The organism is Bradyrhizobium sp. BLXBL-03, from assembly GCF_051853015.1.
In the GTDB taxonomy this organism is placed as follows: Bacteria; Pseudomonadota; Alphaproteobacteria; order Rhizobiales; family Xanthobacteraceae; genus Bradyrhizobium; species Bradyrhizobium manausense.
In genome coordinates this window covers 5,488,809-5,511,102 of record NZ_CP182470.1, presented here as the reverse complement: position 1 = coordinate 5,511,102, position 22,294 = coordinate 5,488,809, and the positions used below count along the sequence as shown (strand labels likewise).

23 protein-coding genes and 2 riboswitches are annotated in these 22,294 nt (G+C 67.5%); of the genes, 16 read left to right on the top strand and 7 right to left on the bottom strand.

Annotated features, from left to right (window positions below; all coding sequences use genetic code 11):
- Positions 1–35: 35 nt before the first annotated feature.
- Genes bluB through cobU form a run of 3 tightly spaced genes read right to left on the bottom strand, consistent with a single transcriptional unit; the run spans position 36 to position 1,961 of the window.
- Positions 36–668 carry a 5,6-dimethylbenzimidazole synthase gene (bluB, locus tag ACNJX9_RS26585; RefSeq protein ID WP_439404998.1) on the bottom strand — a complete coding sequence of 211 codons (633 nt, stop codon included), beginning with the start codon at positions 666–668 and terminating at the stop codon, positions 36–38.
- Between the two features lie 4 nt (positions 669–672).
- Positions 673–1,458, bottom strand: a complete 786-nt coding sequence (gene cobS / locus ACNJX9_RS26580; protein WP_439404997.1) for an adenosylcobinamide-GDP ribazoletransferase — start codon at positions 1,456–1,458, stop codon at positions 673–675.
- Positions 1,455–1,961, bottom strand: coding sequence for a bifunctional adenosylcobinamide kinase/adenosylcobinamide-phosphate guanylyltransferase (cobU, locus tag ACNJX9_RS26575; RefSeq protein WP_439404996.1), 507 nt, complete (start codon positions 1,959–1,961; stop codon positions 1,455–1,457). Before cobU ends, cobS begins: the two co-directional genes overlap by 4 nt.
- A gap of 121 nt (positions 1,962–2,082) precedes the next feature.
- Here cobU and cbiB point away from each other — a divergent pair, with 121 nt between their 5' ends.
- Both cbiB and cobD read left to right on the top strand, forming a co-directional pair.
- Positions 2,083–3,024 (top strand): adenosylcobinamide-phosphate synthase CbiB, encoded by a 942-nt coding sequence (gene cbiB / locus ACNJX9_RS26570; protein ID WP_439404994.1) that lies wholly within the window; start codon positions 2,083–2,085, stop codon positions 3,022–3,024.
- Between the two features lie 12 nt (positions 3,025–3,036).
- Complete coding sequence (cobD, locus tag ACNJX9_RS26565) at positions 3,037–4,002, top strand: threonine-phosphate decarboxylase CobD (RefSeq protein ID WP_057758889.1); 966 nt, start codon at positions 3,037–3,039, stop codon at positions 4,000–4,002.
- Here the strand turns inward: cobD and ACNJX9_RS26560 are convergent.
- Positions 3,991–5,439: a cobyric acid synthase gene (locus ACNJX9_RS26560; RefSeq protein WP_439404993.1), complete on the bottom strand. Its 1,449-nt coding sequence runs from the start codon at positions 5,437–5,439 to the stop codon at positions 3,991–3,993. The genes cobD and ACNJX9_RS26560 overlap by 12 nt on opposite strands.
- A gap of 5 nt (positions 5,440–5,444) precedes the next feature.
- A complete protein-coding gene (cobO, locus tag ACNJX9_RS26555; protein WP_439404992.1) occupies positions 5,445–6,080 on the bottom strand; it encodes a cob(I)yrinic acid a,c-diamide adenosyltransferase in 636 nt (211 codons plus the stop codon).
- A 39-nt stretch (positions 6,081–6,119) separates the two neighbouring features.
- Positions 6,120–6,339, top strand: a riboswitch (cobalamin riboswitch).
- 96 nt (positions 6,340–6,435) lie between these two features.
- Between cobO and ACNJX9_RS26550 the strand changes: the two genes are divergently transcribed.
- Genes ACNJX9_RS26550 through cobJ form a run of 7 tightly spaced genes read left to right on the top strand, consistent with a single transcriptional unit; the run spans position 6,436 to position 14,337 of the window.
- Complete coding sequence (locus tag ACNJX9_RS26550) at positions 6,436–6,810, top strand: DUF1636 family protein (RefSeq protein WP_439404991.1); 375 nt, start codon at positions 6,436–6,438, stop codon at positions 6,808–6,810.
- On the top strand, positions 6,807–7,841 hold the full coding sequence (cobW, locus tag ACNJX9_RS26545) for a cobalamin biosynthesis protein CobW (RefSeq protein ID WP_439404989.1): 1,035 nt from the start codon (positions 6,807–6,809) through the stop codon (positions 7,839–7,841). Before ACNJX9_RS26550 ends, cobW begins: the two co-directional genes overlap by 4 nt.
- A complete protein-coding gene (cobN, locus tag ACNJX9_RS26540) occupies positions 7,841–11,086 on the top strand; it encodes a cobaltochelatase subunit CobN (RefSeq protein WP_439404988.1) in 3,246 nt (1,081 codons plus the stop codon). Before cobW ends, cobN begins: the two co-directional genes overlap by 1 nt.
- Entirely contained in the window at positions 11,083–12,243 is a 1,161-nt protein-coding gene (gene cobG, locus ACNJX9_RS26535; RefSeq protein WP_439404987.1) for a precorrin-3B synthase, read from the top strand. Before cobN ends, cobG begins: the two co-directional genes overlap by 4 nt.
- Positions 12,243–12,872, top strand: coding sequence for a precorrin-8X methylmutase (locus ACNJX9_RS26530; RefSeq protein ID WP_439404985.1), 630 nt, complete (start codon positions 12,243–12,245; stop codon positions 12,870–12,872). The genes cobG and ACNJX9_RS26530 overlap by 1 nt, the downstream gene beginning before the upstream one ends.
- 2 nt (positions 12,873–12,874) lie before the next feature.
- Entirely contained in the window at positions 12,875–13,606 is a 732-nt protein-coding gene (locus tag ACNJX9_RS26525) for a precorrin-2 C(20)-methyltransferase (RefSeq protein ID WP_439404984.1), read from the top strand.
- Positions 13,603–14,337, top strand: coding sequence for a precorrin-3B C(17)-methyltransferase (cobJ, locus tag ACNJX9_RS26520; protein WP_439404982.1), 735 nt, complete (start codon positions 13,603–13,605; stop codon positions 14,335–14,337). The genes ACNJX9_RS26525 and cobJ overlap by 4 nt, the downstream gene beginning before the upstream one ends.
- Here the strand turns inward: cobJ and ACNJX9_RS26515 are convergent.
- Complete coding sequence (locus ACNJX9_RS26515) at positions 14,313–15,059, bottom strand: cobalt-precorrin-6A reductase (protein ID WP_439404981.1); 747 nt, start codon at positions 15,057–15,059, stop codon at positions 14,313–14,315. The two genes, cobJ and ACNJX9_RS26515, sit on opposite strands and share 25 nt — an antisense overlap.
- Here ACNJX9_RS26515 and cbiE point away from each other — a divergent pair.
- Genes cbiE through cobT form a run of 7 tightly spaced genes read left to right on the top strand, consistent with a single transcriptional unit; the run spans position 15,058 to position 21,248 of the window.
- Positions 15,058–16,251, top strand: a complete 1,194-nt coding sequence (gene cbiE / locus ACNJX9_RS26510; protein WP_439404979.1) for a precorrin-6y C5,15-methyltransferase (decarboxylating) subunit CbiE — start codon at positions 15,058–15,060, stop codon at positions 16,249–16,251. The genes ACNJX9_RS26515 and cbiE overlap by 2 nt on opposite strands.
- Complete coding sequence (locus tag ACNJX9_RS26505) at positions 16,248–16,616, top strand: cobalamin biosynthesis protein (RefSeq protein WP_439404978.1); 369 nt, start codon at positions 16,248–16,250, stop codon at positions 16,614–16,616. The genes cbiE and ACNJX9_RS26505 overlap by 4 nt, the downstream gene beginning before the upstream one ends.
- The gene (gene cobM / locus ACNJX9_RS26500; protein ID WP_439404976.1) at positions 16,613–17,395 is read left to right on the top strand and encodes a precorrin-4 C(11)-methyltransferase; all 783 of its coding nucleotides are present in this window, start codon (positions 16,613–16,615) and stop codon (positions 17,393–17,395) included. The genes ACNJX9_RS26505 and cobM overlap by 4 nt, the downstream gene beginning before the upstream one ends.
- Positions 17,395–18,705 (top strand): cobyrinate a,c-diamide synthase, encoded by a 1,311-nt coding sequence (locus tag ACNJX9_RS26495; protein ID WP_439404974.1) that lies wholly within the window; start codon positions 17,395–17,397, stop codon positions 18,703–18,705. Before cobM ends, ACNJX9_RS26495 begins: the two co-directional genes overlap by 1 nt.
- Positions 18,702–19,433 carry a uroporphyrinogen-III C-methyltransferase gene (gene cobA / locus ACNJX9_RS26490; RefSeq protein WP_439404972.1) on the top strand — a complete coding sequence of 244 codons (732 nt, stop codon included), beginning with the start codon at positions 18,702–18,704 and terminating at the stop codon, positions 19,431–19,433. Before ACNJX9_RS26495 ends, cobA begins: the two co-directional genes overlap by 4 nt.
- Complete coding sequence (cobF, locus tag ACNJX9_RS26485; protein WP_439404970.1) at positions 19,430–20,179, top strand: precorrin-6A synthase (deacetylating); 750 nt, start codon at positions 19,430–19,432, stop codon at positions 20,177–20,179. The genes cobA and cobF overlap by 4 nt, the downstream gene beginning before the upstream one ends.
- A 10-nt stretch (positions 20,180–20,189) precedes the next feature.
- Positions 20,190–21,248 carry a nicotinate-nucleotide--dimethylbenzimidazole phosphoribosyltransferase gene (gene cobT / locus ACNJX9_RS26480; protein WP_057758857.1) on the top strand — a complete coding sequence of 353 codons (1,059 nt, stop codon included), beginning with the start codon at positions 20,190–20,192 and terminating at the stop codon, positions 21,246–21,248.
- A gap of 87 nt (positions 21,249–21,335) precedes the next feature.
- Here cobT and ACNJX9_RS26475 read toward each other — a convergent pair whose 3' ends face one another.
- A complete protein-coding gene (locus ACNJX9_RS26475) occupies positions 21,336–21,908 on the bottom strand; it encodes a histidine phosphatase family protein (RefSeq protein WP_057758855.1) in 573 nt (190 codons plus the stop codon).
- A gap of 72 nt (positions 21,909–21,980) precedes the next feature.
- Positions 21,981–22,198, top strand: a riboswitch (cobalamin riboswitch).
- The last annotated feature ends 96 nt before the right edge of the window (positions 22,199–22,294 follow it).

The window sequence follows — 22,294 nt, the reverse complement described above, 5'->3', positions numbered from 1 at the left end:
TCGTTCGCAGCGGTCCCGGTGGATAGAGCGGGCTGCTACCGCCGCAGCGTGAACTCGCTCGCGTCCCGCCGGTGCTCCCACTTCGCCTGCTCGAGCTCGGGCTGGTCGCATTCCGCCTCGGGATAGCCGATGCAGAGATAGGCGATGAACTTCCAGGAAGCGGGCACGTCGAGCAGGCCGTGGATACGCTGCGGGCTGAGGATGGAGACCCAGCCGAGCCCGATACCTTCGGCGCGCGCGGCCAGCCACATCGCGGTGATGGCCGCGACCACCGAATATTCCGTGGTCTCCGGCATGGTGGCGCGGCCGAGGCCGTGGCCGATGTCGCTGGCCTTGTCGGCGAAGATCGCGAGGTGGCCAGGGGCCTGTTCGAGCCCCGAGAGCTTGAGCGTGGCATAGCGCGCGGCGCGCTCGCCGGAATAGCAGTCGAGTGCATCGGCGTTACACGCCTTGAAATCGTCGATCACGGCACGGCGCCGCGCGGGATCATCGACGATGACGAAGCGCCAGGGCTGGCTCAGGCCGACCGAGGGCGACAGGCAAGCCGTCTCGATCAGCCGCTCCATCGCGCCGTCGGGCAGTGCCTGGTTACGAAAGCGGCGCACGTCCCGGCGCCACACGAACAGCTCGCGCAATTGCCGGCGGAAGGTGTCGTCGAACTCGACCATGATTTCATCCTCCCCCATGGAGGAAGGCGGCCGCGACCAGCAGGATCAGGATTTCGCCGACCTGCTCGAATGCGCCCAGGATGTCGCCGGTCTGCCCGCCGATCTGGCGGATGGCAATCCGCGCCAGCATCAGCCCGGCGAGGGAGAGCAGCACCAGGCCGACCAGCGCCTTGCCCGGCCCCAACGCCAGGGCGAGCGAGAGCGTTCCTATGGCGAAGGAGGTAGCCACGCTGCGGCCCGGCGGCGCTCCTGCGTTCGCCGAAAGTCCATCGGGACGTGCCGGGGCGACCAACAACATGAAGGCCGGCAAGCCCGCGCGGGCCGCGGCATGAGCTGCGCACAGCGCGAGCATCACAGCCCATGGATTAGCGATGGCCGCAAGCGCGCTCCAGCGCAAGCCGAATGACAGGATGAGCGCGCAGACACCATAGCTGCCGATCCGGCTGTCGCGCATGATCTCGAGCCTGCGCTCGCGCGTCCGCCCGCCGCCAAGGCCGTCTGCGGTGTCGGCAAGCCCGTCCTCGTGCAGCGCGCCGGTGATGAGCGTAGTCGTCGCGAGCGCGAGCAGGGCGGCGATATCAGGCGGCAGTCCAACGCGAATGGCGACCTTGTAGACGAGCGCGCCGGCAAGGCCGACCAGCAGCCCGGCCGCTGGGAGGGCCCATGTCGCGCGCGCGATGGCGCCTTCGCCTGATGGCTTCGACGAGGCCACGGGAAGGATCGTGACGAAGGACGCGGCGATCCTGAGATCGGCGACGACGTCTTTCAGAATGTCGGCGCGCGGCGTCATTTCAGCTTCATCGGCAGGCCGGCGACCACGAACTCGACCTTGTCGGCGACATCAGCAATGGTCTGGTTCATGATGCCGGCTGCATCGCGATAGCTGCGCGCCAATGCGTTGTCGGGCACGATGCCGAGTCCGACCTCGTTGGTGACAAAGATGACGGGGCTCTTGAGACGGGGCAGCGCGGCGGCAAGCTCGCTCACCTCCCGTTCCCAGTCGCGCTCCGCATGCATGAGATTCGAGAGCCACAGCGTCAGGCAGTCCACCAGCCTCGCACCGCCGCCATCGCTTGCGATGAGCGCAGGCACGAGATCGAGCGGCACCTCGCGCTCGATCCAGCCGGATCCGCGTCGCGCCCGATGCCCGGCGATGCGCGCCTCCATCTCGGCATCGAGCGCCTCGGCCGTAGCGATGTAGATCGGCGGCTGGTCCGGAAAGCTGCGCGCCAGCGCTTCCGCGCGGGCGCTCTTGCCCGATCGCGCTCCGCCCGTGATCAAGATGACGGCCATAAAGCTCTCCTGTGAGCCTGACTAATCACCAATCGCGGCCAAAGACAAAGCCGAAATCAGCCCGGCAGGGGCTTGCGCTCGCCCCTCGCTTTGCGCAACAGGGGCGGGACAGGAGGCGGGTTTGGGTTTTGCAGGCGCGATGGTGGTGGCGATGGCGATGGATGCCCTCCTGGGCTGGCCGTCATGGCTGTTCGCGCGGATCGGCCACCCCGTGACCTGGCTGGGTCGGTTGATCGCAGCCATCGATGCCGGCTTGAATCGCGAGTCTGACCCGCCGGCGCTGCGTCGCGCTGCTGGCGTCGGCGGCGCGCTTTCGGTGATCGTGCTCGCGGTTGCGCTCGGTTGGTTGATTCAATCGGTGCTTCCCTCCGGCTGGATCCAGATCCTGCTGGTCGGCGTCCTGGCCTGGCCGCTGGTGGCGCTGCGCTCGTTGCATGATCATGTCGCCGCCGTCGCCAAGCCTCTGCTGACCGGGGATATCGCCGCCGCGCGCGAGGCGGTCTCGCGCATCGTCGGTCGGGATCCGGCCGCGCTCGACGAAGCCGGCATCGCGCGCGCGGCGATCGAGAGTCTCGCCGAGAACGCCTCAGATGGCATCGTCGCGCCGGTGTTCTGGGGGGCGCTGTTCGGCCTTCCCGGCATTTTGGGCTACAAGGCCATCAACACGCTGGACTCCATGATCGGCCATCGCAGTGAACGGCACAAAGCCTTCGGCTGGGCGGCTGCTCGCATCGACGATGTCGCCAATTTCATTCCCGCGCGCCTGACGGGTTTCCTGTTCGTGCTGCTCGCTTCGCGGCGATCGGAAGCGCTGTCCTGCATGACGCGCGATGCGCGCCGCCATCGCTCACCCAATGCGGGCTGGCCGGAAGCGGCGATGGCCGGCGCGCTGGGCGTGCGGATTAGCGGGCCGCGATTCTATCATGGCTGTGTCACGAACGAGCCTTGGCTCAACGAGGGCGCGCGCGATCCGCTTGCCGGGGACATTGGCGAGGGGCTGGCAGTGTACCGCCGCACCATGCTGCTGCTCGCCGTTCTCCTTGCGGTCCTGGCCCTTGCGTGACAGAACGGGCTCATGCGCGAGCACGGTGGAAATCTCGATCTGGCCCAGCAGCGTTTTGGCGGGCGTGCGGAAGACTGGATCGATCTGTCGACCGGGATCAACCGGTTGCCTTATCCCGTGGGCGAAATCTCTCCGTACTACTGGCGATCCTTACCTCTGCGGTTCCAGGTCGAGACTTTGCATCAGGCGGCCCAGGAGGCCTATCGCACAAGCGCGCCTGTTGTCGCCATGGCTGGAGCGCAGGCGGCCATTCAAAGGTTGCCGTTTGTGATAAGGGGCAAGCGTGCCCGCATCCTCGGGCCGACTTACAACGAATATGCCTCGGTTTTCTCGGCTAGAGAATGGGAGGTTGAGGAGGTCGGGGAGCTCGACGCGCTGGCGGGTGCCGATGTTGCCATCGTCGTCAATCCCAACAATCCCGATGGCCGCTCTCATACGCGGAAAGATCTGCTCGCGCTGTTGCCGCGCGTCGGTCGCCTCGTTGTCGACGAGAGTTTTGCCGATGCCGTTCCGGAACTCTCGCTCGCCTCCGACGCCGGGCAGCCGGGGCTGCTGATCCTACGCTCCTTCGGCAAGTTCTATGGTCTTGCCGGCCTGCGGCTCGGCTTTGTGATCGGCCATACGCTTGACATCATCGAGCTAGACTTGGAGGCCGGCCCGTGGGCGGTATCGGGCGCGGCGATCTCGATCGGCGGCCGCGCCTTGCGAGATGAGGCCTGGGCAAAGGCGACGTCAGCGCGGCTTGTACGGGATTGTGTTCGTCTTGACGCGATGGCGCAGTCGCAAGGGTGGCGGCTGGTCGGCGGCGCGCCGCTGTTTCGCCTGTATGAGACGCCAGATGCGCTTGCCGCGCAGGAAAAGCTCGCGCGTGGCCAAATCTGGTCGCGGGTCTTCGCGCAAAATCCGACATGGCTGCGACTCGGGCTTCCAGGGCCTGAGACCGAATGGGAGCGTCTCGCAGAGGCGCTAGCGCGCTAGTGCGAGCAGGCCGTCGACATCGAGATGCCTTTCGATGTGAGCGGCGAGGGCATCGAGCGCGCTCTCGACCCTCGCGTGATACGGTTCTTCGCCCGCGACAATGTCGAGCTTGGCCAGATACGCCCTGCGGAAATCATCCGAGGTGAACAGGCCGTGCAGATAGCTGCCCTGCACGCGGCCATCGCGCGAGATCGCGCCTTCCGGCGCATCGTTCAGCTCCGCGAACGGGCGCGCGCGGTCTGGCCCGTCGGTGCGGCCAATGTGGATTTCGTACGCCTGGATCGGTTGCCCCGTCGCTCCATGCACGGCCGCAACGCGGGTGAGCGTCTTGTGCGGGCTCATGACCGTTTCCACATCCAGCAGCCCAAGGCCCGGTGTATCGCCCGCAGGACCTTCGATACCCTCCGGGTCGGCGACACTGCGCCCAAGCATCTGATAGCCGCCGCAGAGCCCGAGCACGTGGCCGCCCCTGCGGTGATGCGCGAGCAGGTCGATGTCCCAGCCCTGCGCCCGCAAAAAGGCGAGGTCGCCACGGGTGGACTTTGAGCCGGGGATGATGACGAGCCTGACGTCGCCGGGGATCGCTTCGCCCGGACGCACCATGACGAGATCGACGGAAGGCTCGAGCTTGAGCGGATCGAGATCGTCGAAATTGGCGATCCGCGACAGCGCCAGGCAGGCGATCTTGGTCTGGCCGGGCTTGCGCGCATCGCTCAGGCCCAACGCATCCTCGGCCGGCAGCTCGCCGGCGCGCGAAAACCAGGGCAGCACGCCAAAGCCGCGCCATGCGGTCTTTTGCGCGATCAACCTGTAGCCATCCTCGAACAGCGTGGGATCGCCGCGGAACTTGTTGATGACAAACCCCTGGATCATCGCGGCATCATCAGGGTCGATCACGGTCTTGATGCCGACGAGCTGCGCGATGACGCCGCCGCGGTCGATGTCGCCGACCAGAACCACCGGCACGTCGGCCTTGCGGGCAAAGCCCATATTGGCAATGTCGGCCTTGCGCAAATTCACTTCGGCCGGGCTGCCGGCACCTTCAACCAGCACCAGATCAGCGCGCGCCTTCAACCGCCCAAAGCTCTCAAGCACTGCGCCCATCAAGGAGGGCTTCATCGCCGCATATTCGCGCGCGCGTGCGGTCGCGATGCGCTTTCCCTGCACGATCACCTGCGCACCGACATCGGTCTCGGGCTTGAGCAGCACCGGGTTCATGTCGGTGTGCGGCTCGACGCCGGCCGCGAGCGCCTGCAATGCCTGGGCGCGGCCGATCTCGCCGCCGTCGACGGTGACGGCGGCATTGTTCGACATGTTCTGCGGTTTGAAGGGGAGCACACGCAAACCGCGGCGCGTGAAGGCGCGCGCGAGGCCGGCGACGATGAGCGATTTGCCCACGTCCGAGCCGGCCCCCTGGATCATCAGCGCGCGTGCCATCGACTTCAGAACTCGACGCCGGGCTGCGCCTTGATGCCGGAGCGGAACGGATGCTTCACCAGCGTCATCTCGGTGACGAGATCGGCGGTCTCGATCAGCTCGTCCTTGGCATTGCGTCCCGTGAGCACGACATGCGTCATCGGCGGCCTCGACGTCTTGAGGAAATCGACGACCTCTGCGATGTCGAGATAGTCGTAGCGCAGCGCGATGTTGATCTCGTCGAGCACGACCATGCGCAGGCTCTCATTGAGAATCAGCTCCTTCGCCTTCTCCCAGCCGGCGCGCGCCGCCGCGATGTCGCGGGCGCGGTCCTGCGTCTCCCAGGTGAAGCCTTCGCCCATGGCGTGGAACTGGCAGAGCTCGCCGAAATGGCCGGTGAGCAGGCGCCGCTCGCCGGTATCCCAGGCGCCCTTGATGAACTGCACCACCGCGCAGGGCAGGCCATGGGCGACACAGCGCACGATCATGCCGAAGGCGGAGGACGACTTGCCCTTGCCGGCGCCGGTGTGGACGATGATGAGGCCCTTTTCTCCGCTCTTGGTCGCCATGATCTTGTCGCGGGCGACCTTGATCTTCGCCATCTTGGCGGCGTGCTTGGCGTCGGTTTCATCTGCCGTTTCGGTCTCCGGCTCGCTCGTCATCGGATCGGTCCTTCGGCTTGACAAGAGGCGGCCGGGGGCAAATGGTGCTCCGGCGTTGGTTCCTGTCCTATGACAGGCGAAGAGGGAATGCGATAGGGTCCGAATCGGCAAGATTTGGGTCCAAAATGCAGCCGCCCCCGCGACCGTGACCGGAGAGATGCCCAAAGCCACTGATCCCCTGAAGGGATCGGGAAGGCGGGGATCGAAGGGGAAACCCTGCTCCGCAAGCCGGGAGACCTGCCAGCGCGGACGATTTGTGGACCGGCGGACGGGGTGTTCCGCGACGGGGAAACGGGCCTTCGCAAGGATGGTCCGTGGGCCTCTTCGCCTCCCGCTGATACTTCTGGAAGAGGCGATGACTGTCACACTGCATGTCTGCATCACCTGCCGCGCCGGCCAGACGCTGGGCGAGGGCGAGGTCACGCCCGGCAAGCGCCTGCATGGTGCGATCCTCGAAGCCGGCGTGCCCGAGGGTGTGACCGTGGTTCCCGTCGAATGCCTGTCGGCATGCAGCCAGGGCTGCTCGGTCGCACTCAGCGCGCCCGGCCGCTGGTCGTATGTCTATGGCCGCCTGACGGATGCCAACGCGCAGGAAGTCGTCGCCGGCGCCGCCGCCTATGCCGCCGCGCCCGATGGTCTCGTGCCCTGGCGCAGCCGGCCCGAAATCTTCCGCAAGCAGTCGCTTGCCCGCATCCCCCCTATCGCCGTGTTGCCGGAGGCCGCCGAATGAACTCGCTCGCAAAAGTCCCTGTGACCGTGGTCACGGGTTTTCTCGGCTCCGGCAAGACCACGCTGATCCAGCATTTGCTCAGCAATGCGGGCGGGAAGAAGCTCGCCGTGCTCGTCAACGAGTTCGGCAGCGAGGGCGTGGATGGCGAGATCCTGAAATCCTGTGCCGACGCGAATTGCCCGGAAGAGAACATCGTCGAGCTCGCCAATGGCTGCATCTGCTGCACCGTCGCCGACGATTTCATTCCGACCATGGAGCAGCTGCTGGCGCGCCCCGTGCGGCCCGATCACATCCTGATCGAGACCTCGGGGCTGGCGCTGCCAAAACCGCTGCTCAAGGCTTTCGATTGGCCGGAAATCCGCTCGCGCATCACGGTCGACGGCGTGATTGCGCTCGCCGATGCCGAGGCCGTCGCGGCCGGCCGGTTCGCCCCGGATCCGGATGCGGTCGAGGCGCAGCGCGCTGCGGACCAAAATCTCGATCACGAGACGCCGCTGTCCGAAGTGTTCGAGGACCAGATCGCCTGCGCCGATATCGTGCTGCTGACCAAGGCCGATCTTGCGGGCGCTGCCGGCATCGAAGCCGCAAAGGCCGCGATCACCGCGGAGATGCCGCGTCGCGTGCCGATGCTGCCCATCACCGACGGCGCCATCGATGCGCGCGTCATCCTCGGCCTCGGCGCTGCCGCCGAGAACGATCTTGCCGCGCGCCCCTCGCATCATGACGGCGAGGAGGAGCACGAGCACGATGATTTCGCCTCCGTCGTGATCGATCTTCCTGAGGTCGCCGACGTCGATGCGCTGGTCGCCTCCGTGCAGAAGCTGGCGCGCGAGCAGAACGTGCTGCGTGCCAAGGGTTACATCGCGGTTGCGGGCAAGCCGATGCGCTTGCTGTTGCAGGCGGTCGGCGAACGCGTGCGCCACCAGTTCGACAAGCCGTGGGGCGCGGGCAACAGGCAGTCAAAGCTCGTCGTGATCGGCGAGCACGGCGATATTGATGAAGCCGCGATCAGGGCGGGATTGGGAGTCTGATGCACGTCGTCTTCCGCGAGAGCCGTGGTCTCGAGGAGACCGCGACGCCAAGGGACATCGGCCAGGACGCGGCCGATCTCGTGGTGCTCTCGTTCTCGGATTCGGACCTGGCGGCGTTTGCGGCGGGCTGGCGGCGTGGCCGCGACAGCCTGCCGTCGCTGCGGCTGGCGAACCTTGCGGAGCTCCGTCATCCGCTCTCGGTCGACACCTATATCGAGCGCACGCTGTTGCAGGCGCGCGGCATTCTGGTGCGGCTGATCGGTGGTGAGTCCTATTGGTCGTACGGGCTTGCGGCGCTTCAGCAACTGGCAAAGGATCGGGGCATCGCTCTCGCGGTGTTGCCGGCCGATGGCCGTGATGACATCAGGCTGGATGCGTATTCGACCTTGCCGGTCTCGACGCTGCGGCGGCTGAAGGTGCTCTGCGACACCGGCGGTCCCGTCGCGGCGCAAGCCGCGATCGCGCAACTCGCGCTGGCCTCGGGTCTCTATGCCGGGCCTGTTACCGGCGAGATGAACGTGCCCGAGATGGGCTTTTATGATCCCGTACGCGGCGTCATTGCGCCGCCGCCGGGCGAGGGGAAGCCCTTCGCGCTCGTGACATTCTACCGCTCCTATCTCACCGCTGCGGACACCGGGCCCGTCGATGCGCTGATCGCAGCGCTGCGCGAGAAAGGTTTTCATGCCTATGGGGCTTTCGTCACGTCGCTGAAGGCGGCGGGCGTCGCGGATTGGCTGCGCGCGCATCTCGCGCAAAATCCGCCGGCGGCCATCGTCAACGCGACGGCGTTCTCGGCGATGAGCGACGACGGTACGACCCCGTTCGATGCCGTGCAATGTCCGGTCTTCCAGGTCGCGCTCTCCTCGGCGCGGCGCGAGGACTGGGCGGAATCGCTGCGCGGCCTTTCGCCCGGCGACCTCGCCATGCATGTGGTGCTGCCCGAGGTCGACGGCCGCCTGTTCGCCGGCGTGGTTAGCTTCAAGTCGGCTGCGCGTCGCGATCCCGATCTGCAATTCTCGCATCTGGCCCACAGACCGGACGAGGAGCGTATGGAGGCCGTCATAGCCCGCGTCGCGGCGTGGCGGAAGCTTGCCGGGACGCCGGTCGCCGAGAAGCGGCTGGCCATCGTGCTCTCGAACTATCCCGGCCGTCCGCACCAGATCGCGCATGCGGTCGGTCTCGATGCACTCGCTTCGGTCGAAGCGCTGGTGACCGATCTCGCCGAGGCCGGCTTCCATGTTGCGTCGGTGCATGCACTCGGCGAGATGTTGCTGAAGCAGAAATTGACGTGGAGCGTCGCCGATTACCGCGCCGCGCTCGCGCGCCTGCCGCAGATTCTGCAGGACGATCTCGCGCAGGCCTGGGGCGCGCCGGATAACGACCCGAACTGCCGCGACGGCGCGTTCCACTTCGCTGCGATCCCATGCGGCCGATCGATCATCGCGGTCCAGCCCGAGCGTGGCGACGCGACCACGCGCGATGCCGACTACCACGATCTCGCCCGCACGCCGCGCCATGGCTATGTCGCGTTCTATCTCTGGCTGCGCGCGCAAGGGATCGATGCCGTCGTGCATATGGGCGCGCATGGCACGCTGGAATGGCTGCCGGGAAAGTCGGTGGCGCTGTCGTCCGCGTGCTGGCCGGAAGCGCTGACCGGTGATCTGCCCGTCATCTATCCCTTCATCGTCAACGATCCCGGCGAGGCGGCGCAGGCCAAGCGGCGCTTAGGGGCCGTCACCATCGGCCATCTGCCGCCGGCGCTCGAGCAATCCGCGGTACCGGAAGGGCTGCGCCGGCTCGAACGTCTGCTCGACGAATATGCGACGGCCGACGGTCTCGATCCCGCCCGACGCCAGCGCCTGATCGCCGCGATCCGCGACGAGGCGCGTGCGGCCGGCCTCGAAGACGATCTCGGGATCGATGCCTCGGCCGCGCCGGCGGAAGCCATTCCGCGCATCGATCGCTTCGTCTGCGACCTCAAGGAAAGTCAGTTCGGCGACGGCCTGCATGTGTTCGGCCGCGGCGCCTGTGGCACGGAGGAGCGCGATGCGCTGCGCGCCGCGCTCGCAGGACGATGCGTGGCGCCGGGTCCGTCCGGCTCGCCCTATCGCGGGCGTCAGGACGTGCTGCCGACCGGGCGCAATCTGTTCGCTGTCGATCCCCGCGCGGTGCCGACGCCGTCGGCGCATGCACAGGGGATCAAGCTCGCCGAAGAGCTGCTGCGTCGTCATTTGCAGGATCACGGCGACTGGCCGAAGGGCCTCGTCGTCGATCTCTGGGGCTCGGCGACGATGCGCACCGCGGGCGAGGAGTTTGCGATGGCGCTGCATCTTGCTGGCCTGGCGCCGCGCTGGGATCACGCCTCCGGCCGGGTCACCGGCTACGACATCGTCGCGCCGGCCGAGCTCGGCCGTCCCCGCATCGACGTGACGCTGCGCGTGTCCGGCCTGTTCCGCGATGTCTTCGCCGGCCTTGCGCAATTGTTCGAGGCGGCCTCCGAGGCGCTCGCCTCGCGCGAGGAGGAGGGCGAGGAGAATCCGTATCGTCAGCGTGCGTCGCGTGTGTTCGCGCCGCGGCCCGGACAATACGGCGTCGGCCTCTCGGCCATCCCCGATGCGTTCACATCGGAGACGCGCGATGCTGCCGGCGAGGCCTGGCTGTCCGCTTCGTCCTGGGCGTTCTCTGCCGATGGTGCAATCAAGCCCGATCGCGCCGGCATCGAGCAGCGGCTCGCCTCGGCCGATGCGTTCGTTCACGCCCAGGATCTGCCCGAGACCGACCTCCTGCTCGCCGCCGACTATGCGGCGCATGAAGCCGGCATCGCCGCGGCGGCGGCGCATCTCGGCGCATCAGGGCCATCGCTCTATCACCTCGACACGACGCGCCCCGACGCGCCGCATGCGCGCACGCTGACGGAAGAAATCTCCCGCGTCGTCCGCGCCCGCGCCGTCAATCCGGCCTGGATATCAGGCATGAAGCGCCACGGGTTTCGCGGCGCGGCCGAGATATCGGCGACGCTGGAGCACATGGCGGCCTTCGCCCATCTTGCCGGTGCCGTGCCGCCGCATCTGTTCGATCTCTATTACGACGCGACGCTGGGCGACGCCGATGTCCGCGCCTTCCTGGCGCGCGAAAATCCGGCGGCGCTTGCCGCAATGGAAACGTGCTTCACGCGCCTGCACGAGGCCTCGCTCTGGCGGACGCGCCGCAACTCGATCGCGGCCGCGCTGAAGGAGGCGTCATGAGTGCGGCGTCAGTGAAGGGCTGGTGTCCCGGCGCGCTGCGGCCGATGCAATCGGGCGACGGGCTCGTGGTCCGCGTGCGCCCGTTCGGCGGCCGGCTCGATGCGGCACAGACGGCCGGGCTCGCGCATCTCGCCGAGCGCCACGGCAATGGCCTGATCGACGTCACCAGCCGCGCCAATCTCCAGATCAGGGGCGTCAGCGAGGGCAGCCATCGGTCGCTGCTCGACGGTCTTGCGCAACTGACGCTGCTCGACCCCGATGCCGACACCGAATCCCGGCGCAACATCCTGGTCACGCCGTTCTGGCGCGACGGCGACGCGACCCAGGCGCTCGCCGCCGAGCTCGAAGAGGCGTTGGCAGATTCGATGCTCGAACTGCCGACGAAATTCGGCTTCGCGATCGACGACGGCAACTCGCGCGTGCTCGCCGGCGATTCCGCCGACGTGCGGATCGAGCGTGACGTTTCAGGTGATCTCCTTGTCCGCGCGGACGGCGCCCGGCTCGGCCGCGGCGTCGCGCGTGGTGAGGTTGTGAGCACCGCGATTGCTGTTGCGCGCTGGTTCGTCGCCTCAGGCGTCAGGGATGGGCGCGGGCGCATGGCAGCGCATCTTGCGGCCGGCGCAAAATTGCCTGAGGCGCTCCGCGGCGAGGCCGAGCCTGCGCCGATCATGGCAGCAGCCCGTCCGGGCCTTTATCCGCAAGGCGCCATGGTCGGGGTCGCCTTCGGGCAGATGCCGCATACGACGCTCAGTCAGCTTGCCAGTTGCGGGCATGCGTTGCGGATGACGCCGTGGCGGATGGTCCTGGGCGAAGGCAAGCGGACCATGCCGACCGCGTCCGGCCTGATCACCGAAGCCCATGATCCGGCGTTGCGCGTCATCGCCTGCAGCGGTGCGCCGCGCTGCCGCGAGGCCCATGCCGATACGCGGGGGCTGGCGGCGGCGCTGGCGCCAAATATCGGCGGGGCCGCGCAGCTTCACGTCTCTGGCTGCAGCAAGGGCTGCGCCCATTCCGGCGCGGCCGCGATCACGCTGGTCGCGACGGCAAAGGGATTCGATCTCGTGCGCGGCGGCTCGACCCGCGACGAGCCCGTCCTGCGCGGGCTCGATCGTGACGATATCGTTCGTGATCCCTCCATCCTGATGGGAGGGCACTGATGCCGCACACCTACGAGACCGACGGCGCGGCGATCTACCGGCAATCCTTTGCGACCATCCGGGCCGAGGCCGATCTGGCGCGCTTCACGCCTGACGAGGAGCAGGTCGTGGTGCGGATGATCCATGCCGCCGGCATGGTGGGACTCGAGGCGCAGATCCGCTTCACGCCCGGCATGGCGACGGCTGCGCGCGCGGCCCTGCAGAAGGGCGCGCCGATCCTGTGCGACGCGCGCATGGTGTCCGAGGGCATTACCCGTGCGCGATTGCCTGCGGCAAATGCCGTGATCTGTACGCTGGGCGACGAGACCGTCGCAGCATTGGCCAAGTCGATGAACAACACGCGCTCGGCTGCGGCGCTGGAGCTGTGGCGGCCGCATCTGAAAGGCGCCATTGTCGCGATCGGCAATGCGCCGACGGCGCTGTTCCATCTGCTCAACATGCTCGAGGATCCCGACTGTCCGCGTCCCGCGGCGATCATCGGCTGTCCCGTCGGCTTCGTCGGCGCCGCCGAGTCAAAGGCCGCGTTGATGGCTGATCCGCCGGTGCCGGCGCTGACCGTTGAAGGCCGCCTCGGCGGCTCCGCGATCACGGTCGCCGCCGTGAATGCGCTGGCAAGCCGGAGCGAGTAGCGATGGGACGCATCATCTGCTGCGGTCTCGGCCCCGGCGATCCTGACCTGATGAGCGTGCGCGCCGACCGCATGGTGCGGGCGGCGAAGCATGTCGCCTATTTCCGCAAGAGGGGGCGGCCGGGCCAGGCGCGGCGCATCGTCGAGGGCATGCTCGCTGCCGACGTCACCGAATATCCCATGGAATATCCTGTCACCACCGAGATCGCCTTCGACAGCCCGGACTACGTGCAGCAGCTCTCCGGCTTCTACGACGAATGGGCCGAACGCCTGGCGCGGCTTTCGCGTGCCGTCGACGTCGTCGTGCTCTGCGAGGGCGATCCCTACTTCTACGGCTCGTTCATGCATTTGCACACGCGCCTGCAAGGCCGCGTCGAGATCGAGGTGATCGCCGGCATTCCCGGCATGGTCGGCTGCTGGAACGGCGTCGGCCAGCCGATCGCCCTCGGCGACGACGTGACGACGGTGCTGATGGGCACGCTTCCGGAAGGCGAGCTTGAACGCCGTATGCGCGATTCCGATGCACTTGTGATCATGAAGACCGGCCGCAATCTTGCAAAGGTGCGGCGCGCGCTCGCGGCCGCCGGGCGGCTGGATGATGCCTGGCTGGTCGAGCGCGGCACCATGCCGGGGGAGCGGGTCGCGCGACTCGTTGAGATCGACGCCACCGAGTGTCCTTACTTCGCGATCGTGCTGGTGCACGGCAAGGGCCGGCTTCCGGACGCCGCCGAATGACGGGCACGGTGACCATCGCGGGCCTTGGCCCGGGCAGTGAAGCGCTGGTGACGCCGGAGGTTTCCGCCGCGCTTGCCGCCGCGACCGATATTTTGGGATACGCGCCCTATGTCGCGCGCCTCGCCCCGCGTCCTGGGCTCACCGTGCATCCATCCGACAATCGTGAAGAGCTCCGGCGCGCGAGCGAGGCGCTGCGGCTGGCGGCTGAAGGCGGGCAGGTCGTCGTCGTCTCCTCCGGCGACCCTGGCGTCTTCGCCATGGCTTCAGCCGTGTTCGAGGCGCTCGAAAGGGCGCCGCAATATCAGGACCTGCCGATCCGCGTGCTGCCTGGCATCACCGCGATGCTGGCAGCTAGCGCACGCGCCGGTGCGCCGCTTGGTCACGACTTCTGTGCGATCAATCTCTCCGACAATCTCAAGCCATGGGCGATGATCGAGAAACGGCTGCGGCTCGCAGCGGAGGCGGATTTTTCAATTGCGATGTATAATCCGCGCTCCGCGAGCCGGCCGGACGGGTTTGGCCGAGCGCTCGCGGTGCTGAAGGAAGCGGGCTGTGGCGGGCGCCTTGTGATCTTCGCGCGCGCGATCAGCGCGCCTGACGAGACGATCGTGACCGTGCCGCTGAATGATGCGACGCCTGAGATGGCCGACATGCGCACGCTGGTGATCGTCGGCAACTCGCAGACGCGCCGCGTTGGCCGCTGGATCTATGCGCCGAGGCAAGTCCGATGACCAAGCCACTGCATCACTTCCGCGACGCTCTCGACCCGCTTGCGCTCGGGCAAGTTTGGCCGCGAGATCATGATCACGGGCAGGCCGAGCAGGCGGGCCGCGTCGATCTTGGCACGGGCGCCGTCGCCGCCGGAATTGCGGGCGACGATCCAGGCGATGCCGCGCGTGCGCATCATCTCCGTCTCGCCGTCAATCGTGAAGGGTCCGCGCGAGACGATCACATCGGCGGCGAAGGGCAGGGGCACGTCGGGCGGATCGACGAACCGCAGCGTGTAGGCATGCTGCGGCTTCGCCGCGAACGGCGCGATGTGCTGGCGGCCGATGGCCAGGAACACGTTGGCGCGTGCTTCGGGCAGCGCAGCGACTGCTGCGTTGACGTCAACCACTTCAATCCAGGTATCATCAGGCGCTTTCGCCCAGGGGGCACGCTCCAGCGCGATCAGCGGCGTGCCGGCCGCCGCGCACGCGGCGATGGCATGGCGGCTCATCTCGGCCGCGAAGGGATGGGTCGCGTCGATCACATGCGTGATGCGTTCGCGGCTGATGTAATCAGCAAGACCGCTCACGCCGCCAAAGCCGCCGCTGCGGGTCGGCAGCGGTTGATCGGCAGGGGTTCTGGTGCGCCCACCATAGGAATACACCGCATCGATCCCTGCGCGCGCGATCTCGGCGGCGAGCAGGCTCGCATCGGCAATTCCGCCCAGAATAAGGGCGCGCATCATGGTTGATTCCCCGGCTAATCCTTGGCTGACCATCATCGGTATCGGCGAAGATGGCCTTGCCGGGCTGTCGGAGGCAAGCCGAAAGGCGCTGGCCAAGGCCGAAACCGTGTTCGGCGGCGAGCGCCATCTTGCGCTTGCCGCCGCCGGCAGCCGCGGCCGCGCGTGGCCGGTACCGTTCGACGCCAGCGCGGTGCTGAATTGTCGCGGCCGGCCGACAGTGGTGCTCGCCTCCGGCGATCCGTTCTGGCATGGCGCCGGCGCGAGCCTTGCCGAAATGCTCGATGGCGATGAATGGATCGCGCATCCGGCACCGTCGACCTTCTCGCTTGCGGCCGCGCGGCTCGGCTGGCGACTTGAGGCCACGACGTGCATCGGCCTCCATGCGGCGCCGTTCGAGCGTCTGGTGCCGCATCTGGTGCGAGATGCGCACATCATCTGCCTGATGCGCGACGCAGCTTCGGTCGGCGATCTCGCTAATTGGCTGACCGAGCGCGGATGGGGCGCGTCACTGATTTGGACGCTCGAGGCGCTTGGCGGTCCACGGGAAAACACTGACCAGCATCGCGTCGACCTCTTTGCCGAGGAGATCGCCGCTGATCTGGTCGCGGTGGCGGTGTGGGCGAGGGGAACCCAGGGCATTCCCCGCAGTTCGGGCCTACCAGACGATCTGTTCGTCCATGACGGCCAGATCACCAAGAGGCCTCTGCGCGCGCTCGCGCTCTCGGCCTTGGCGCCGCGTCCGGGCGAGCGGCTGTGGGACATCGGTGCAGGCTCAGGTTCGATCTCGGTCGAGTGGGCTCTGTGCGGGGGAACCGCGATTGCGGTTGAGATGCGCGAGGATCGCGCCGCGAATATTCGCACCAATGCGGCATCGTTTGGATTGGCGCATCGGATCGCGGTTGTCAGTGCACGGGCGCCGGAAGCCTTCGCAACGCTGGACGAGCCCGACTCCGTCTTTGTCGGAGGCGGTCTCGATCGCGCAATGTTCGAAGCTGTCTGGTCGCGGATTGCGCCTGGCACGCGGTTCGTCGCCCATGCCGTGACGTTGGAGACGGAAGCGCTGCTCGGCCAGCTGCATCAACAGCATGGCGGAGAGTTGATGCGGGTCGAGATCGCGCATGCCGCTCCCCTCGGCCGTTACCACGCGTGGGAGGCGACGCGGCCGGTGGTTCAGTGGAGCGCGGTCCGATGAAGGTCGCCGGGCTTGGATTCAAACAGGACGTGACGCTGGCCTCTTTGCGCGAGGCGCTGCTGGCAGCCGGCGGTTCCGCAGGGCTGGCTGCGGTCGCGACAGTGAGCGACAAGGCGGATGCGGAGCCGCTGAAGCAGCTCGCGCGCGAGTGTGGCGTTCCGATCAAGGCGGTCCCCGCCGAGACCCTGGCCGGCATCGCAACGCCGTCGCAGTCGCAGCGGATCACCGAAAGGTTCGGCACGGGCTCGCTCGCCGAAGCCGCCGCCCTCGCGGCCGCCGGCCCTCACGCGCGGCTGATCGCAACGCGCGCGGTCTCGCGGGATCGCGCGGCGACGGCGGCGATCGCCGAAGGAGACGGCCCATGACGGTGCATTTCATCGGCGCCGGGCCGGGCGCGCCCGATCTGCTCACCCTGCGCGGGCGCGACTTGATCGCGGCCTGTCCGGTTTGCCTCTATGCGGGTTCGCTGGTGCCGGAAGGCGTGCTTGCGCATTGCCCCCCAGGCGCGCGGATCGTCAATACGGCGCCGCTGTCGCTCGACGAGATCATCGCCGAGATTGCCGCGGCCCATGCCGCAGGCAAGGATGTCGCGCGGCTGCATTCCGGCGATCTCTCGATCTGGTCGGCGATGGGCGAGCAGCTGCGCCGCCTGCGCGCGCTCGGCATTCCCTTTACTGTCACGCCGGGCGTTCCGTCCTTCTCCGCAGCCGCTGCCGCTTTGGAAGCCGAGCTGACATTGCCCGGTCTCTCCCAGTCGGTTGTGCTGACGCGCACAGCGGGTCGCGCCAGCGCGATGCCCGATGGGGAAAAGCTCGCGGCCTTCGCCGCGACAGGCGCGGTGCTCGCCATCCATCTGTCGATCCATCTGCTCGACAAGGTCGTTGCCGAGCTCACCCCGCATTACGGCGCGGACTGCCCGGTCGCGATCGTCTGGCGTGCGAGCTGGCCGGACCAGCGCGTCGTCCGCGCCACGCTGGCGACGCTCGATGCCGCGCTCGGCGCCGAGATGGAGCGCACCGCGCTGATCCTGGTCGGCAAGACGCTTGGCGCGGCGGATTTCGACGAGAGCCGGCTTTATGCCGCCGACTACGACCGCCGCTATCGGCCCGTTGGCACTGAACCGCGCTTTCCGGAGGCGTCGTGATGGCAGCTGCCCTCGTCGTCTCCGCACCAGCCTCCGGCGTCGGCAAGACCACCCTCACGCTGGCGCTCGCGCGTGCCTGGCGTAATCGTGGCCTGAACGTGCAATGCTTCAAGAGCGGCCCTGACTATATCGATCCCGCCTTCCATGCCGCCGCTACGGGCCGCGCTTCGGTCAACGTCGATAGCTGGGCGATGGACAGCGCGACGATCTCACATCTGATCAGCCGCGGCGCGGACGCCGATGTCGTGCTCGCCGAGGGCTCGATGGGCCTGTTCGACGGGGTCGCTGCGCGCGGTGTCTCCGGCACCGGTGCGACCGCCGACATCGCGGAGATGCTGGGCTGGCCGGTGGTTCTGGTGATCGACCCGTCCGGACAGGCGCAGACAGCGGCGGCGATCGCGGCTGGCCTGCGCGATTATCGCGCCGGCGTGCGCCTTGCGGGCGTCGTGCTCAATCGCATCGCCAGCCCGCGCCATGAAGACCTCGTGCGGCGTGCGTTGAACGATGCCGGGATTGCCGTGTTCGGCGCATTGCCGCGCCATGCCGAGATCAGCCTGCCGAAGCGGCATCTCGGCCTGGTGCAGGCCGAAGAGCAGGCGGAGATCGGAAAACTGATCCAGGAGGCCGCGCGCTTTGTCTCGGAGCATGTCGATCTCGATGCGGTGCTGCAATCGGCCGCAAGCTGGTCGCCGCAGCCGGTCGTGAACGGCTTGAACGTGACGCCGCCCGGCCAACGCATCGCGCTCGCCCGCGATGCCGCGTTCTCCTTCGTCTATCCGCATATGCTGGAAGCCTGGCGCGCGGCCGGCGCGGAGATATCGACCTTCTCGCCGCTGGCGGACGAGGAGCCCGACGCGAGCGCCGATGTGTGCTGGCTCCCCGGCGGCTATCCCGAGCTTCACGCAGGCAAGATCGCCGCGAACAGGCGCTTCCGCAGCGGCCTGCGCGCCTTCGCCGAGACGCGGCCGGTGCATGGCGAATGCGGCGGGTATATGGTGCTGGGAGCTGCTTTGACTGACGCCGATGGTATCAGGCATGAGATGACAGGCCTGCTCGGCCTCGAGACGAGCTTTGCCAAGCGGCGCATGCATCTTGGCTATCGTCTTGCCGCGCTTGCGGCGCCGATGCCGGGGCACAAGGTTGGCGCGGGGCTGCGCGGCCATGAGTTTCACTATTCGACCATTCTCGCCCAGCCTGACACGCCGCTGGCGGTCGTGCACGATGCGACCGGTGCGGTCATCGCCGAGACCGGCTCGCGGCGCGGCCACGCCACCGGCACCTTCTTTCACCTGATCGCGGAGGACCGGTGAGCGGCTTTGTCTCCTTCGTCTCCGCCGGCCCCGGCGACCCTGAATTGCTCACGCTCAAGGGCGCCGCGCGGCTGCGCGAGGCTGATGTCGTGCTCTATGACGATCTCGCCTCCGGGGCGATCCTCGATCTGGCGCGGCCCGGGGCCAACCTCGTCGCGGTGGGGAAGCGGGCAGGCCGGCCATCGACAAAGCAGCATCATGTCAACCGCCTGCTGGTCGACTATGCGGCGACGGGCGTTCGCGTCGTGCGGCTGAAGTCGGGCGATGCCGGCATCTTTGGCCGGCTCGAGGAGGAGATCGAGACGCTGCGCGAGGCCGGCATCGGCTATGAGATCGTTCCCGGCGTCACCTCGGCCTGCGTCGCCGCCGCACATGCCGGCATTCCGCTGACGCGTCGCCACACCTCGCGCCGGGTCCAATTCGTGACCGGCGCCGATGTCACCGGCGAGCTGCCGCCCAATTTGAACTGGGTGGCGCTTGCCGACCCCGATGCGACGACGGTGGTCTATATGGGCCGGCGAACCTTTCCGGCGCTGGTCGCGAAGCTGATTGAGCATGGCCTCTTGCCGAGCACGCCGGCGCTGTTCGCGGAATCGCTCGGCCGCGCTGACGAGCGTCTGGTCCGCACCACTATTGTCGAGCTGGCCGATCAGCTGGCGCGCGGTGGCGCGGCCTCGACGGCCGCCGTCATCCTGTTCGGCGCGCTGGCGGAGGGCGGATCGTCATGATGACCCTCTCCCTGATCGGCATCGGCTGCGGCGATCCTGGCCAGCTCACGCGCGCGGCAATTGGCGCGATCAACACCGCAGACCTGATCCTGATCCCGCGCAAGGGCGCCGCAAAATCCGATCTTGCCGATCTCAGGCGGACGATTTGCACCGATGTCCTCATCAGCGGCACCACGCGGATTGCCGAATTCGATCTTCCCGTGCGCGATGCCGGCGAAGCCGATTACCACAAGGGCGTCGACGATTGGCACGACGCGGTCGCCGCGACCTGGTCGCGGACGATCGCCGATCATCTGGGCCCAGGCGGCAAGGTCGCGCTGCTGATCTGGGGCGATCCCTCACTCTATGATTCCTCGCTGCGCATCGCGCGCCGGCTCAATCCCCTGCCTGAGATCGAGGTTGTGCCCGGCATCACCTCGATCCAGGCGCTGTGCGCGGCACATGCGCTGCCGCTCAACGATATCGGTGAGCCGTTCCTGGTGACGACGGGACGCCGCTTGCGCGAAGGCGGCTGGCCTGAAGGCGTCGACACCGTCGTTGTGATGCTTGATGGCGGCACGGCGTTCCAGTCGCTGGATCCTGAAGGCCTTCAGATCTGGTGGGGCGCCTATCTTGGCATGGCCGACCAGATCATCCTGTCCGGCGCGCTGACTGAGGTCGGCCCGCGCATCGTCGCCGCGCGGCAGGACGCGCGCGAGCGGAACGGCTGGATCATGGACAGTTACATTCTCAAGCGCAGGCCATAAGCGAGGCAGCATGCTCCCTGAATGGGTTACCCAGAAATGCCCCGAAATCTCCGCCGACCACCGCGAAGCGGCGATTGCGCGGCAGGCACAACTGACAAAGCCGACCGGTGCGCTCGGCCGCCTCGAGCAGCTCGCGATCGAGCTCGCCGGCCTGCAGGCGACCGAACGCCCGCGCGCCGCGCGCGTGCCGATCATCATCTTCGCCGGCGATCACGGCGTCGTCGCGCAGGGCGTGTCGGCCTATCCTCAGGCTGTGACGATCGCGATGATGGCGAATTTTGCGTCCGGAGGTGCCGCGATCTCGGTGCTGGCGCGCGAGCTCGGTTCGACGCTCGAAGTTGTCGATGCCGGCACGCTGGCCGAGGAAGCGATGCCTGATATCATCACGGATAAGCCGCGCCACGGCACGCGCGATTTCAGCGTTGAGCCTGCGCTCACGCCGGCTGAGCTGGCCTTTGCGTTCGAGGCCGGCCAGCGCGCCGTAGCGCGGGCGAAGGCCCATCAGCCTGACCTGCTGATCTTCGGCGAAATGGGCATCGGTAATACCACGGCTTCTGCGGCGATTGCCGCGAGCCTGCTCGGCATCGGCGCCGAGGAGATCGCGGGCAGTGGTACCGGCGTCGATGCGGCCGGCCGTGCGCACAAGGTGCGCGTGATCGAGGCGGCAATCGCGCGCCACGGTGTGGCGAGCGCTTCGCCCGAAAACATCCTGTGCACCGTCGGCGGCCTCGAGATCGCTGCGATATCAGGCGCGATCATCGCGGCCGCGCAGGCGCGCATTCCCGTGCTGATCGACGGTTTCATCGTTTCGGTGGCGGCACTGGCGGCGGTGCGGCTCAATCCGTCGTGCCAGCCATTCCTGCTGCCGTCGCATCAATCGGCGGAGCAGGGGCACCGGCTGGTGTTGCGTGCGCTGAACGTGCAGCCCTTGATCAGCCTCGATCTCAGGCTCGGCGAAGGTTCTGGCGCCGCGATCGCGCTGCCGCTGGTGCGATCGGCCTGCGCGCTCCACAATGACATGGCGACCTTCGCGCAGGCCAACGTGCCCGACAGGCCTAAAGCGCGATGAGATTAGAATGAATCGTCATCGCGCTTCGGGTTGTTGTTTGAGCATGATCTCTTCGGAAAACCGCTTTGCACTTTTCCGGATCATGCTTTAACTGACCCGCTGGTTGACCGACACGACCCGCCAGCCGGTCGCGAGCCGGTCGATCCGGGTCAGCGACAGCGGATCGATCACGAAGCGCAAGGCGGCATCCGGCGTCAGGTCGAGCGCGATGCACAGCGCGGCGCGGATCGTGCCGGAATGCACAATCAGCGCCGCCGGACCCGCGCCGACCCGCGCGAGGCCCAGCCGGACGCGGGCGACCTGATCTTCAAAGCTTTCACCGCCCGGTGGTCTCTGATGCGCAGGGTCGTTCCAGAACTGCGCATAGGCCTCGCCACCGCTGCTGGCGAGCTCGTCGTGCCGCCGGCCGGTCCAGTCGCCGAAGTCCTGCTCGCCAAACTCGTGGACCAGTTCTGGTTCGAGCCCCAGCGCGCGCGCCGTCTCGATCGTGCGCCGCGCAGGGCTGGCATAGCTCGCAGCATCGTGTGGCAAGCGCGACCGCAGCACCTCCAGTTGCGCGCGATCGGTCAGGTCCGCCGCTGCATCGGCCGCGTGGATCGTCCCTTTGACGCCGTCGACGGGCGCATGTCGGATCAGCCAGAGGAAGGTCGCGCCTTCCATGTCAATCTCCGGGGAAGTTGGTGGCTGTGGCAATATCGCCGCGTCTTGCACATTGACTCCGTCTTGGTCGTAATCCTAGATGCTGGCGACGGTTTCCCCGAGAGGGGATGAAAAGGGAATGCGGTGCGGGGACAGTGTCGTAAGGACATCGTCCCCAATGCCGTAGCTGCCCCCGCAACTGTAAGCGGTGAATCCTTCGTCTTTAAAGCCACTGGGCCCTCGGTCCCGGGAAGGCGACGAAGCGGTCACGACCCGCGAGCCAGGAGACCTGCCGTCAGCCGTGGTCACACGCGAAGATGTCGGTCGGGGAGTACAGACATCAGGCTTCATCGGAAGGCTTAGTGCCTGATGATGGGACCTTGGTTCGCGGTGACGTGCCACTGACG

Coding starts and splice junctions, on each gene's coding strand:
- cobF (WP_439404970.1), top strand. CDS start 19,430: ATGATGACCCTCTCCCTGATCGGCATCGGCTGCGGCGATCCTGGCCAG.
- ACNJX9_RS26560 (WP_439404993.1), bottom strand. CDS start 5,439: ATGGCACGCGCGCTGATGATCCAGGGGGCCGGCTCGGACGTGGGCAAA.
- cbiE (WP_439404979.1), top strand. CDS start 15,058: ATGGTTGATTCCCCGGCTAATCCTTGGCTGACCATCATCGGTATCGGC.
- bluB (WP_439404998.1), bottom strand. CDS start 668: ATGGTCGAGTTCGACGACACCTTCCGCCGGCAATTGCGCGAGCTGTTC.
- cobW (WP_439404989.1), top strand. CDS start 6,807: ATGAACTCGCTCGCAAAAGTCCCTGTGACCGTGGTCACGGGTTTTCTC.
- ACNJX9_RS26550 (WP_439404991.1), top strand. CDS start 6,436: ATGACTGTCACACTGCATGTCTGCATCACCTGCCGCGCCGGCCAGACG.
- ACNJX9_RS26530 (WP_439404985.1), top strand. CDS start 12,243: ATGCCGCACACCTACGAGACCGACGGCGCGGCGATCTACCGGCAATCC.
- cobJ (WP_439404982.1), top strand. CDS start 13,603: ATGACGGGCACGGTGACCATCGCGGGCCTTGGCCCGGGCAGTGAAGCG.
- ACNJX9_RS26515 (WP_439404981.1), bottom strand. CDS start 15,059: ATGATGCGCGCCCTTATTCTGGGCGGAATTGCCGATGCGAGCCTGCTC.
- cobM (WP_439404976.1), top strand. CDS start 16,613: ATGACGGTGCATTTCATCGGCGCCGGGCCGGGCGCGCCCGATCTGCTC.
- cobN (WP_439404988.1), top strand. CDS start 7,841: ATGCACGTCGTCTTCCGCGAGAGCCGTGGTCTCGAGGAGACCGCGACG.
- cobD (WP_057758889.1), top strand. CDS start 3,037: ATGCGCGAGCACGGTGGAAATCTCGATCTGGCCCAGCAGCGTTTTGGC.
- cobU (WP_439404996.1), bottom strand. CDS start 1,961: ATGGCCGTCATCTTGATCACGGGCGGAGCGCGATCGGGCAAGAGCGCC.
- cobO (WP_439404992.1), bottom strand. CDS start 6,080: ATGACGAGCGAGCCGGAGACCGAAACGGCAGATGAAACCGACGCCAAG.
- ACNJX9_RS26495 (WP_439404974.1), top strand. CDS start 17,395: ATGGCAGCTGCCCTCGTCGTCTCCGCACCAGCCTCCGGCGTCGGCAAG.
- cobG (WP_439404987.1), top strand. CDS start 11,083: ATGAGTGCGGCGTCAGTGAAGGGCTGGTGTCCCGGCGCGCTGCGGCCG.
- ACNJX9_RS26475 (WP_057758855.1), bottom strand. CDS start 21,908: ATGGAAGGCGCGACCTTCCTCTGGCTGATCCGACATGCGCCCGTCGAC.
- ACNJX9_RS26505 (WP_439404978.1), top strand. CDS start 16,248: ATGAAGGTCGCCGGGCTTGGATTCAAACAGGACGTGACGCTGGCCTCT.
- ACNJX9_RS26525 (WP_439404984.1), top strand. CDS start 12,875: ATGGGACGCATCATCTGCTGCGGTCTCGGCCCCGGCGATCCTGACCTG.
- cobS (WP_439404997.1), bottom strand. CDS start 1,458: ATGACGCCGCGCGCCGACATTCTGAAAGACGTCGTCGCCGATCTCAGG.
- cobT (WP_057758857.1), top strand. CDS start 20,190: ATGCTCCCTGAATGGGTTACCCAGAAATGCCCCGAAATCTCCGCCGAC.